Annotated in this window: 13 protein-coding genes; 8 read left to right on the top strand and 5 right to left on the bottom strand. The window is 66.1% G+C overall.

Annotated features, from left to right (window positions below; translation table 11 throughout):
* Positions 1-698 (top strand): prolyl oligopeptidase family serine peptidase (locus RMQ73_RS00710; RefSeq protein WP_310496041.1); only part of this gene is annotated, 698 nt, incomplete at its 5' end.
* Positions 699-725: 27 nt separating this feature from the next.
* On the opposite strand, the gene thrS is transcribed toward RMQ73_RS00710, so the two are convergent.
* Both thrS and RMQ73_RS00720 read right to left on the bottom strand, forming a co-directional pair.
* Entirely contained in the window at positions 726-2,729 is a 2,004-nt protein-coding gene (gene thrS, locus RMQ73_RS00715) for a threonine--tRNA ligase (protein WP_310496042.1), read from the bottom strand.
* A gap of 137 nt (positions 2,730-2,866) precedes the next feature.
* Positions 2,867-3,397 carry a hypothetical protein gene (locus RMQ73_RS00720; RefSeq protein ID WP_310496043.1) on the bottom strand — a complete coding sequence of 177 codons (531 nt, stop codon included), beginning with the start codon at positions 3,395-3,397 and terminating at the stop codon, positions 2,867-2,869.
* 110 nt (positions 3,398-3,507) lie between these two features.
* On the opposite strand from RMQ73_RS00720, the gene RMQ73_RS00725 reads away from it, so the two are divergent.
* Genes RMQ73_RS00725 through gloB form a run of 5 tightly spaced genes read left to right on the top strand, consistent with a single transcriptional unit; the run spans position 3,508 to position 6,596 of the window.
* Positions 3,508-4,245: an alpha/beta hydrolase gene (locus RMQ73_RS00725; RefSeq protein WP_310496044.1), complete on the top strand. Its 738-nt coding sequence runs from the start codon at positions 3,508-3,510 to the stop codon at positions 4,243-4,245.
* On the top strand, positions 4,242-5,021 hold the full coding sequence (locus RMQ73_RS00730; protein ID WP_310496045.1) for a hypothetical protein: 780 nt from the start codon (positions 4,242-4,244) through the stop codon (positions 5,019-5,021). Before RMQ73_RS00725 ends, RMQ73_RS00730 begins: the two co-directional genes overlap by 4 nt.
* Complete coding sequence (locus tag RMQ73_RS00735) at positions 5,021-5,455, top strand: acyl-CoA thioesterase (RefSeq protein ID WP_310496046.1); 435 nt, start codon at positions 5,021-5,023, stop codon at positions 5,453-5,455. Before RMQ73_RS00730 ends, RMQ73_RS00735 begins: the two co-directional genes overlap by 1 nt.
* Entirely contained in the window at positions 5,452-5,868 is a 417-nt protein-coding gene (locus RMQ73_RS00740; RefSeq protein WP_310496047.1) for a VOC family protein, read from the top strand. The genes RMQ73_RS00735 and RMQ73_RS00740 overlap by 4 nt, the downstream gene beginning before the upstream one ends.
* Positions 5,868-6,596 (top strand): hydroxyacylglutathione hydrolase, encoded by a 729-nt coding sequence (gloB, locus tag RMQ73_RS00745; RefSeq protein ID WP_310496080.1) that lies wholly within the window; start codon positions 5,868-5,870, stop codon positions 6,594-6,596. The genes RMQ73_RS00740 and gloB overlap by 1 nt, the downstream gene beginning before the upstream one ends.
* A gap of 19 nt (positions 6,597-6,615) precedes the next feature.
* On the opposite strand, the gene RMQ73_RS00750 is transcribed toward gloB, so the two are convergent.
* Positions 6,616-7,365, bottom strand: coding sequence for a PEPxxWA-CTERM sorting domain-containing protein (locus tag RMQ73_RS00750; protein WP_310496048.1), 750 nt, complete (start codon positions 7,363-7,365; stop codon positions 6,616-6,618).
* A gap of 2 nt (positions 7,366-7,367) precedes the next feature.
* Positions 7,368-8,117 carry a PEPxxWA-CTERM sorting domain-containing protein gene (locus RMQ73_RS00755; RefSeq protein WP_310496049.1) on the bottom strand — a complete coding sequence of 250 codons (750 nt, stop codon included), beginning with the start codon at positions 8,115-8,117 and terminating at the stop codon, positions 7,368-7,370.
* A 108-nt stretch (positions 8,118-8,225) separates the two neighbouring features.
* On the opposite strand from RMQ73_RS00755, the gene RMQ73_RS00760 reads away from it, so the two are divergent.
* Positions 8,226-10,091 carry an alpha/beta fold hydrolase gene (locus RMQ73_RS00760; RefSeq protein ID WP_310496050.1) on the top strand — a complete coding sequence of 622 codons (1,866 nt, stop codon included), beginning with the start codon at positions 8,226-8,228 and terminating at the stop codon, positions 10,089-10,091.
* Positions 10,092-10,138: 47 nt separating this feature from the next.
* Complete coding sequence (locus tag RMQ73_RS00765) at positions 10,139-10,525, top strand: hypothetical protein (protein ID WP_310496051.1); 387 nt, start codon at positions 10,139-10,141, stop codon at positions 10,523-10,525.
* A 7-nt stretch (positions 10,526-10,532) separates the two neighbouring features.
* Here the strand turns inward: RMQ73_RS00765 and gshB are convergent, their stop codons facing one another.
* On the bottom strand, positions 10,533-11,483 hold the full coding sequence (gene gshB, locus RMQ73_RS00770) for a glutathione synthase (RefSeq protein WP_310496052.1): 951 nt from the start codon (positions 11,481-11,483) through the stop codon (positions 10,533-10,535).
* Positions 11,484-11,492: the final 9 nt, after the last annotated feature.

An 11,492-nucleotide genomic window follows, 5' to 3' on the forward strand; every position in this document is an offset into this window, starting at 1 on the left:
TGGTGTTCGTGCACGGCGGCCCGCCGCGGCAGATGCTGCTCGGCTTCAGCCACATGCGCTATTATGCCAATGCCTATGCGCTGAACCAGTATCTGGCGGCCCGGGGTTTTGTGGTGCTCAGCATCAACTTCCGGCTGGGGATCGGCTATGGTCATGATTTCCAGCATCCTGTCGACGGCGGGCCGCGCGGCGCCAGCGAGTATCAGGATGTATTGTCCGGCGCGAAATGGCTGCAAGGCCGCAGCGATGTCGATGGCAGCCGCATCGGCATCTGGGGCGGCAGCTATGGCGGGTTCCTTACCGCCAAGGCACTGGCCCGCAACAGCGACGTGTTCAAGGCCGGGGTGGACATTCACGGCGTCCACGATTTTTCGCGCTCCATGATCGAGACGCTGGGGCCGGGTATCACCAGCTATCGCGACACCCAGCGTGACCAGGCGCTGCGCACCGCGTGGCAATCCTCCCCGCTGGCCGATGTGGCGGGCTGGAAAAGCCCGGCGCTGCTGATCCACGGCGATGATGATCGCAACGTGCGCATCAATCAGACCATCGCTCTGGCCGCCGAATTGCGCATGCGCGGCGTGCCGTTCGAGGAGATGATCATCCCCAATGAAATCCACGACTTCCTGCGGCATGACAGCTGGAAGCGCGTGGACGCCGCCACAGCCGAATATCTGGAACGCCATCTGAAGCCGTAAATCCACTCCCGGCTGCGGGAGAGGATTTTACGCGCGCAGATCGGGCGGGGTGGCTTCGGCCTTGAGCAGTGCGATCGCTTCGGCCAGCGGCAGCACCGTTTGTTCGCCGCCTGCCAGGTTGCGCAGCGCCACCGTGCCTTCTTCGGCTTCGCGGCGGCCGACGACCAGCATGTATGCCGCCTTGGTCAAGCTGTGCTCGCGGACCTTGAGGTTGATCTTTTCGTTCCGCAGGTCGGTTTCGCTGCGGATGCCGGCCTTTTGCAGTGCCTCGGTGACGTGCTGGGCATAGCCATCGGCATCGGACACGATGGTCGCGACAACCGCCTGCACCGGCGCCAGCCAGACAGGGAAACGCCCGGCATAATGTTCGATCAATATGCCGATGAAGCGTTCATAGCTGCCCAGGATTGCCCGGTGCAGCATGACGGGCCGGTGGCGGGCGCCGTCCTCGGCGATGTAGCTGGCATCGAGCCGTTCGGGCAGCACCGTGTCGGTCTGGATGGTGCCGACCTGCCAGGTGCGGCCGATGGCGTCGGTCAGGTGGAATTCGAGCTTGGGAGCATAGAACGCGCCTTCGCCGGGCAGCTCTTCCCAGCCCCAGTCAGCGTTGTCGCGGCCCGTCGCCTTGACCGCGTCGCGCATCGATTGTTCGGACCAATCCCACATGGCATCGGTGCCGAAGCGCTTTTCGGGGCGCAGCGCCAGCTTGATGGCATAGTCGCTGAAGCCCAGGTCCTTGTAGACGACATCGAGCAGGTCGCAGAACCGCGCGATTTCGCCGACGATCTGGTCCTCGCGGCAAAAGATGTGCGCGTCGTCCTGCGTGAACTGGCGCACGCGCATCAGGCCGTGCAGCGCGCCATGCGGTTCGTTGCGGTGGCAGCAGCCCATTTCGGCAAGGCGCAGCGGCAGGTCGCGATAGGATTTGATGCCCTGCCGGAAAATCAGCACATGCGCCGGGCAGTTCATCGGCTTCAGCGCCATCCACTGCGCCTTGTCGGAAATCACCGGGCCGTCGTCATCGACGTTGGGCACTTCGTCGGGGATGACGAACATGTTTTCGCGGTATTTGCCCCAGTGGCCGGACTGTTCCCATTGCCGGGCGTCCATGATCTGCGGGGTTTTCACCTCCAGATAGCCGGCGGCATCGAGGCGCCGGCGCATATAGGCCTCAAGCGCGCGGTAGATGACAAAGCCGCGTGCATGCCAGAACACGCTGCCATGCGCCTCGGCCTGCAAATGGAACAGGTCCATTTCCTGGCCGATCTTGCGGTGGTCGCGCTTGGCCGCTTCCTCAAGCCGCGTCATGTGCGCGTCGAGTTGCTTCTTGTTCAGCCAGCCGGTGCCATAGATGCGGCTGAGCATGGCATTGGCCTGGTCGCCGCGCCAATAGGCACCCGACACGCGCGTCAGCTTGAAGGCCGCCGGGTCGAGGCGCCCCGTCGAGGGCAGATGCGGCCCCCGGCACATGTCGAACCAGTTGTCGCCGGACCAATAGACCGACAGCGCTTCGCCGCCGGGAAGGTCCGCCGCCCACTCAGCCTTGAAGGTTTCGCCCTGCTGTTGCCACTTGGCGATCAGCGCGGCGCGGTCCCATTCCTCGCGGCGCAGCGGCTTGTTGGCGCCGATGATGCGGCGCATCTCGGCCTCGATGGCCGGCAGATCGTCCTCGGTAAACGGGCCGCGCGACGCCGGCGGCGCCACGTCATAATAAAACCCGTCGTCCGTCGATGGCCCGAACGTGATCTGCGTGCCGGGAAACAGCGACTGCACCGCCTCGGCCAGCACATGGGCGAAATCATGGCGCGCCAGTTCCAGCGCATCGGCCTCGTCCTTGGCCGTCACCAGCGCGAGGCGCGCATCGGTCACTATGGGCCGGTGCAGATCGACCAGTTCGCCATCGACGCGCGCCGCCAGCGCCGCCTTCAGCAGCCCCGGGCCGATGCTGGCTGCCACATCTGCGCCAGTGGTACCGCGCGGCATCTCGCGCGTGGAGCCATCGGGGAGCGTCAGGGTGATAAGTTCGGACATGTGAGTACCGGCGGCGCCTTTTGCAGGGAATTTGCATCCGGTCACTGTCCCGCGTCTGCGCCCAAGTCAACCATGGCGGCAGCCGCCGCGCCATTTCGGACCAGCGCGTCAGTGCGAGTCCCTGTGCGAGTTCCGGTTCAGACGCGCCGGCAGCCCTTGCCGCGTGCCATGCCCTTGGCATAGGCGCGGCGCATATGGCCCGCGAGGATCGCGGCGGCGAGGCGTTTTTGCCCCGCCTGGGCGCCTGTCAGCTTGCGCAGCAGGCCTTGCCCCGGAATGATGCCGCCCGACACGCCTTCGGCCCCATCGATGATCTTTTCGCTGGCGGTCATGCCCTTGCGCGGCCGTCCGGAATCGACATCCGGCCCCAATATGGCCGTCATCCGCTGCACCTCGCGCCGCAGCAGCGGGCAAGTGCGGCCCATGGCATAGGGCCGGTCCATGATCGCCACCAGCCCCGGCGGTATCTGGACCTTGATGATGTTGAGATCGCGCAGCGGGCGTGATGCGGCCTTGCCGGCACCGACCAGAGTCTTGTCGATTTCGCTGCGATTGTCCGTCTTGGCGGCCTGTGTCTGCGCCTGCGCCGGGCCGGATATCGCCCCCGCCAGCAGGCCCGCCGCCATTGCTGCGGCCAGCCATGTCCGCGTTCGATCCGGCTTGTTCATGATGGTTCCTGTTTCCGGCAGACATGTGCCGTCACCCCGCCCAAACGCCGGCATAGCCGCCCGGTTCCGAGCCGCTGGCGTTCCTAGCGTCATGCCGCTATCGCCTCTGCATGTCGCCGCCCTGTTTCCTCGCCCATCACGGCGCCAGCCTTGCCTATTGCTTTCAACCGGGCGCCGGGCCTTTGCTGGTGTTCCTGCCCGGCTACATGTCGGACATGACCGGGTCCAAGGCGCAGGCGCTGTCCGATTGGGCGGCGGTTCAGGGCCGGGCGTGCCTGCGGCTGGATTATTCGGGCTGCGGCGCCAGCAGCGGTGATTTTCTGGATGGCTCCATCACCCGCTGGGCCAATGATGCACAGGCGGTCATCGATCACGTCTGGCCCGATGGCCCGGCTCTGCTGGTCGGCTCGTCGATGGGCGGCTGGATTGCGCTGGTGCTGGGGCAGCGGCTGAAGGAGCGACTGTCCGGCGTGATCGGCATCGCGCCCGCGCCCGATTTCACCGTCTGGGGCCTGACCATCGGAGAACGCGACCGGGCGGCGCTGGCGCGGCAGGGCTGGTTCACCCGGCCTTCGAACTATGGCGAGCCCTATCGCTATTCGCGCGCGCTGATCGATGATGCGCCGGCGCATCTGCTGATGGACGGCACGATCGCCATCGACGCGCCGGTGCGGCTGCTGCACGGTCAGGCGGACGACGCCGTGCCGTGGCGGCTCAGCCTCGATATCGCGGCCCGGCTGCGTTCGGGCGATGTTCAGGTCGCATTGGTCAAGGACAGCGACCACCGGCTGTCGCGGCCGGGCGATATTGCGTTGCTGCTCCGACTTGTGGAATCCCTGGGCCTGTGAAACTTGCTGTCATTCTCGCCGCGCTTGCCTGCGCCGCCGCCGCGCCTGCCGCCGCACAGCTCAGCAGCACCCATGACGCGCGGGCCAACACCTGCATGAAACTGGCGCAGACCCGCCCCGACCGCGCCATTGCCTATGCCTTGGGCTGGCGGGCCGAAGGCGGCGGTGCGGCGGCGCGGCACTGCCTTGCAGTCGCCCAGTTCCAGGGCAGCGACTACAACGCCGCCTTCGCCAGTTTCGAAGCCGCTGCCATCGCCGCCGAAGATACGCGCGACGGCCGCGCCGTGACCTTGTGGCGCGAAGCCGGCGAGGCGGCGTTGATCGCCGAGCGACCGGAGCAGGCGGTGCGTTATCTGGGCCGCGCCCTGGCCCGGCCCGGCGGCATCGAGATCAGCCCCCGTGCCGAGGCTGCCTTGCGCCAAAGCCGGGCGTCGGCGCTGGTCGATCTCAAGCGGCTTGACGAGGCTGCCGATGATCTGGCGCAGGTGACGGCGCTCGATCCGGAGCAGCCGCAGGGCTGGCTGCTGCGCGCCACCTGCGCGCGCTACCGCGCCGATTGGCCCGTAGCGGAATCCGCCATTGTGGAGGCCGCGCGCCTCGTCCCCGACAGCGCCTCGGTGCAGTTCGAGGCTGGCAATATCGCTGCGGCCCAAAGCAAGACCGATCTCGCCAAGGCGGCATGGGCGGCGGCGGCAAGTGCCGACCCCGAATCCGATGCCGGCAAGGCCGCGCAAAAGGCGCTGACGGACATGGCTGCGGCTGCTACACCGCCCTGATGGCACGCACCGATTTTCGTTTCAGCTTTCCCAAGCGCGTCCGCTTTGCCGAGGTGGATGCGCAGGCCGTGGTGTTCAACAGCCGCTATCTCGAATATTTCGATATCGGCCTGGTGGAATATTTCCGCGCCGTTGGCCTGTATGACGGCACCGGCCTGTCCGGTGGCCCCGAAATGCACGTTGCCAAGGCCGAGGTGCAATACAAGGCGCCGATCCTGCTCGATGAAATGGTTGCCATTTGCGTGCGCTGCGCCCGTATCGGCCGGTCGTCGATGATTTTTCAATTCGAACTGCATGTCGGGCCAGGCGAGGACCTGCGCGCCACCGGCGAGGAAGTGCAGGTCCATGTCCTCGAACCGCGCGCACCATCGGCGCCCTTGCCGGATGCGGTTGTCACCAAATTCGAAGCGTTTGAAGGAAGGCCGCTGCGATGAAATATCTGCACACCATGATCCGCGTGTCGGATGTGACCGCAACGCTTGATTTCTTTGCCCTGCTCGGGCTGCGTGAACTCAGCCGCCATGACAATGCCGCGGGGCGTTTCACGCTGATCTTTTTGGCGGCGCCGGGTGATGAAGCGGCGCAGGTGGAACTGACGCACAATTGGGACGAGGCGGGATACACGGGCGGGCGCAATTTCGGCCATCTCGCTTATGCCGTCGATGACATCCATGCCGCCTGCCAGCGATTGCTGGACGGCGGCGTCACCATCAATCGCCCGCCGCGCGATGGCCGTATGGCGTTCGTGCGCTCGCCCGACGGCATTTCGGTGGAACTGCTCCAGGCTGGTCCGGCGCTGACGCCCATCGAACCATGGCTGTCGATGCCCAACACCGGGGCATGGTGATGCTGGAGGTCGTTCAGATCCCGGTGCTGACCGACAATTACGTCTATCTGGCCCATGATGCCGCCACAGGCGAAACCGCAGTCATCGACCCGGCAGTCGCCGACCCCGTGCTGGCGGCGGCGGCGGCGCGCGGCTGGACGATCACCCAGATACTGAACACGCACTGGCACCCCGATCATGTCGGCGGCAACGCGGCGATTGTGGCCGCGACAGGGGCGCGGGTGACGGGGCCGCGCGCCGAGGCGGCGCGCATTCCCCATATCGGTCGCGCGGTGGCCGAGCCGGACACCGTTTCTGTTGGCGCCTCTACGGCGCGCGTGCTGGATGTCGGCGCGCATACGGCGGGCCATATCGCCTATGCCTTCGAGGCCGACCGGGTGCTGTTTCCCGGCGATACGCTGTTCGCGCTGGGTTGCGGCCGCCTGTTCGAAGGCACGGCGGCCGACATGCACGCCGCGCTGGCCAAGTTGATGGCACTCGCACCCGAAACACAGGTGTTTTGTGCCCATGAATATACGCAAAGCAACGCGAAATTCGCCGTGACGGTGGAGCCGGAAAACGCTGCGCTGAAGGCGCGGGCCGTGCTGATTGATGCAGCGCGTGCCGCCGGGCTGCCAACGGTGCCCTTTACCCTGGCGCTCGAAGCCGCCACCAATCCGTTCGTGCGTGCCGCCACCATCGGTGAACTGGCGGCACGCCGCGCGGCAAAGGATGTGTTTCGGGGTTAAACTGGTCTGGCTGATTGCCTCAGGCTGGCACCCCCGCAGGCTGGCGCCGGCGCCGGCGCAGCGCTGTGCCCGTCAGGCCAAGGCCGGTGATGAGCATCGCCCAGGCGGCGGGTTCGGGCACGGCGCCGGTCGGCGGACCGGCAGCGGCTGCGCCAAAGGTGATGTTGTCAAAGAAGGCGCCCCCCAGCACGACCGACCTGGCGGTGCCGGAAAAGGCGAGCGTGTGTTTGACGAAGCTGCATCCGGTAACCTCGGTGACCACCCGGAAGGTGAAAACGCAGGTCGTTGGCGCCGGGAGTGCAACAAAGGCGAGCAGCGGGTTGACTGACGCCTGGTTGCCGCCGAGATTCTCAAAAATCTTGACTCCGCCGGGGTCGGCCAAAGCCCCGCCACCGACATAGGACCAAAAGCTCATTTCGCCAGTGAAGCCGGCGGCAATGTTGATGGTGACCTGCCGGAAGACGTCGCCACTGATGGAGGCACCCAGCGCCTTCAACCCCGAAGGCGGCGTCGGTATGGCCGAAGATCCGCACCAGGCAGCTTCGGGACATTCACGGATCTTTTCGAGCACAAAAGCATCGCCTCGGATTTGCACACCAAAGCCGGGGCCTGAATCGCCGGACATGCCGCCGCCGAAAACAGCCAAGCCGCCGTCGTAGAAATCATGCGGCTTTGCGCGGTCCGGAATGTCATCGAACGTCAGCGTTACCGCCGCGTGGGTCGGCACGGCGATGGCGGCTGCTGCAATCATCAGCAAGAATGTGCGCATGGTCAGGCTTTCGCAGGCTGTAGAACGGATGAGCGGCGGCGCATCGCAGCGCCGGTGAGGCCAAAGCCGGCGAGCAGCAGCGCCCAGCTGGCGGGTTCGGGCACGGCGCCCGTGCCAAGCATCACATCGTCGAAATAGCTGCCGTTGCCGGCAAGGACGATCGAACGCGCCGTGCCGGTGAAGTTGATGGTGTATTTGGTCCATCGGCAATCTGCCGTTGTTTCGGGCCGTATGCCCGAGCAGCCCGAAGTCTGCGGCATCTGCAACTGGCCCAGCGGGACGCCGAAGCCGCCATTGCCTTCGGAGCCGCCGACATCGCGATAGACGACGAAGCCCGATTGTCCGCCGGTGTGCCAGACACTGGCTTCGCCGGTGAATCCGGCGGCGAAATTGATGACCGTCCAACGGGGGGCGTTGGAATTTTGTGCGAGATTGTACAGCGCGGTGATCCCCGATGGCGCCTTGGGAAACACGCCGGAAAGACCGCAATAATCGCCGCTTGGCACGCAATCGCCATAGCGTTTCAGGATGAAGGCTGCATCGGTGATCACCACCCCCAAGGTGGGTCCGGTGTTGCCGGTGGCCTGTCCGGTGCCGCCGAAAACGCTGCTGCCGCCGTTGTAATAATTCGCCGGCCGGTCGTAATTCGGAATGCCTTCGAAGGTGAGCTTCACACCCGCTACGCCCGGAGTGGCCATGACAAGAACCATGATCGCTGCGCCCATGAGTGTGGCTGGTATCGTCGTTGTCATGCTTGTCCCCCGATGTCGTGTCCGAGCGTGGTTATCGGGCGGTGTGCGTGCGGCACATCCCCATTTGGGTGTGGTTGCGCGGCCATTCCAAACGACTAGAACAAAAGGGTGAAAGCCAGCGCCGCCGCCTTTCTTGATCGATTCCGCCGGGCCGACCGCGATGATGCGCTGCTCGATGTCATGGTGGCCGACTATGACGGATTGTTTGCCGCCATCGCCGAGGCACCGGACGCGCTGCTTGCTGCGGCTGATGCGGCGGTGGTCGCCGCCGGCCCGCCGGCCAACCCGCACGCCGACAGTTTTGCATCCGCATGCAGCGACCGGTTCGGCAAGGTCGTCGCCGCCGATCCGCGCTTTCTTGATTGGCTCGGCGGGATGGACCCGCTGGCCGCCGTGGTGCGCGGCATCGGCATCGACCGGCCCAGCGTGTCGGCCATCGCCGATGATCGCAGCGGCCGCCCGGTTGCCGTTGCCGCCGCCACGCTGGCCGTGGCCCGACGCTGGCCGCTGGCGGATGATGTGCGCGCCGCACTTGATGGCGGCGCCGGTGAATTTGCCGTCATTGCCTTTCGCCCGCAATCCGGCGCCTGGGACCGGGCGGCGCGCGCCTATGGCCTTTCGCCCCAAGAAAGCCGGCTGGCCGCAGCGCTGGCCCGGCGCGGCGACCTCAAGGACGCAGCCGCAGCGACCGGCGTTGCCTATGAAACGGCGCGCAAGATCGTCGGCAATGCGATGCGCAAGGTGGGTGCCGCCCGCCAGACCGATCTGGTGCGCCGTATCCTGTCGGCTGCCGCTGGCGATGTCCGCACGCCCGAAGGCAGCACGGCGCTGTTTGCCGACCTGTTCGGATTGTCGGTGCGGCAGGCGTCGCTGGCGCAGGCCGTGGCGCATGGCGCAACCCGCGATGCGGCAGCGGCGGCGCTGGGCGCCTCCAGCCAGAGCGCCAAGGCCGACATGAAAATCGTGTTCCAGGCCTGCGGCGTTGCCAACGCCGTCGATCTGGCGCGCATCGCTGCCGAAGTGGATGCGCTGGCCGGTCTGGCGGCGGCGTGCAGTGTCGAGATCGAAGCGCCTGGCGCTACAATGCCGGCCGAGCCGCTGCGCCTGATCGCCCGCCGCCGCGCGCCCGGCCGCATTGCGGTGACCGATCATGGCCCGGCAAAGGCGCGGCCATTGCTGATGTTCCACGCCGCCGTCGGGGGCCGCCACCAGTCGCGCCGGCTTGTCGCCGCGCTGCAGGCCGCCGGCTGGCGCCCGATCAGTTTTGATCGCCCCGGTTTCGGCCTCACCGACATGATCGTGGGCCCGTGTCCGTTTGCAGAATGTGCGGCGGACGTGGGCGATATCCTCGATGCGCTGGGCATCGCCGCAGTGACGCTGTTCAGCCGCACGGCCAGCAGCGCCGCACTGACCACGGCGGCACTGCTGCCGGACCATGTCGCTGGCGGCATATTGGTGGCTCCCGACCCGCCGGCGCATCTCGATCGCCGCAATGCCGGCATGATGGGGCGCGGCAAGGCGCTGTTTTTCGGCAATGCCGTGCTGGCGGCCGCGTTTGCGCGCATCCTGTCGCGGCGCACCAGTTCGGCCCAGATCATCCGGATGCAGCGGCAAAGCGTGGCAGGCAGCGCCATTGACGAAGCCGCCATCGACGACCCGGACACCTGCGCCGATATTGTCCGGGCATCGCGGCAGGCGGCGCTGGGCATGCGCGGGTTTCTGGCGGAATTGCAGGCGCATGGCGCAGGCGCGCTGCCGCCGGCGATGGCGGATGCGCGGCACTGGGTCGTCATCAATGGCGCGCGTGACCCGCTGTATGATTTCGCCGACGCCGCACGCTTCTGGCAGGAAACGCTGCCGGGTGCCGAGATTGAAGTGCTGGCCGATGGTGGCCGCTGGCTGCATCTCACCCATGTCGATGCCGTGGTTGCGGCGCTTGCCCGCACCATGGGGCCGGCGGTGCGGCAAGGCTGAACTTTGCTGCGTATCTCTGCTATCTTGATGACAGCAGGAGAATATCGATGCGCCATCCGCTCTCAATCGTCGTTTTGTCTGGACTCGCATTGGCTGGCGCCGCGTTGCCCGCCGCTGCCGAGACAAGCGGGGCGGCACCCGCCGCCGAGACGCGCCAGTGCATCAGCAATTTCGAGATTCGCAGCAGCCGAAACGGCACCAGCGGCTATTTCGTGCGAGTGGGCAACGGCTGGTGGCGCAACCGGTTCGAATGCCCGATCATGGACCGCACGCGCGGCATGGTCTGGATCAGCCCGATTGCCCGCAAATGCCGGGGTGATATCGTGCAGATTTCCGATTTTCGCACCGGCATCGATTATGGCGGCTGCGTGCTGGGTGATTGGGAACGTGTGGCCGGCCTGCCCGACGAAGGCCCGCTGCGCAAACCCAAGTAGGGCAGGTTCAGCGTCCTACCCGCGCTTCGATCGCATCCCAGATCAGCGCCGGCGTGTCGGTGCCGTTGAACCGGTCGATGGCGCGGATGCCGGTCGGTGACGTGACGTTGATTTCGGTCAGGCAGCCGGCAATGACGTCGATGCCCACGAAGATCAGCCCGCGTGCCTTCAATTCCGGCCCGATGCGCTCGCAGATCTCGCGTTCGCGCGCGCTCAGGTCGGTGGGCTTGGCCTCGCCGCCGGCAGCCAGGTTCGATCGGATTTCGCCCTTTTTCGGCAGGCGGTTGATGGCGCCGGTCGGCACGCCGTCCACCAGCACGATGCGTTTGTCGCCCAGTGCCACGTCGGGCAGGAACGCCTGCACCATGAACGGCTCGCGCCAGACGCTGCCGAACAGTTCGACCAGCGCCGGCAAATTGCCGTCCGTCTTGTCTATGAGGAACACCGCCGTGCCGGCATTGCCATACAGCGGCTTGACGACGATGGCGCCATGCCGTGTCCGAAACGCCATGGCTTCATCAAGGCTGCGCGTGACAAGCGTGGGCGGCATCAGGTCCGGAAAGCGCAGTACGAACAGCTTTTCAGGCGCATTACGCACCTCGGCCGGGTCGTTGACCACCAATGTGCGGCCCTGCACTTGTTCGAGCAGATGGGTGGCGGTGATATAGCCCATGTCGAACGGCGGGTCCTGCCGCATCAGCACGACATCGGTGTCGGCGGCCAGATCGAGTGTTGCTGCATCCGATTGCCAGTGGAAATGCGCGCCGGGGACATTGTCCACCCGCAGCGACCGGGCGCGGGCGCGGACCTGGCCGCTCTCGGCCGACAATTGGTCAGGGTGATAATGGCTCAGCGAATAGCCGCGCTTTTGCGCCTCCAGCATCAGGGCAAAGGTCGAATCGCCGGCGATGTTGATCGCCTCGACCGGGTCCATCTGGACCGCGACACGCAAAGTCATTGCTGTTCC

Source organism: Sandarakinorhabdus sp. (assembly GCF_031430775.1).
Taxonomy (GTDB): Bacteria; Pseudomonadota; Alphaproteobacteria; order Sphingomonadales; family Sphingomonadaceae; genus Sandarakinorhabdus.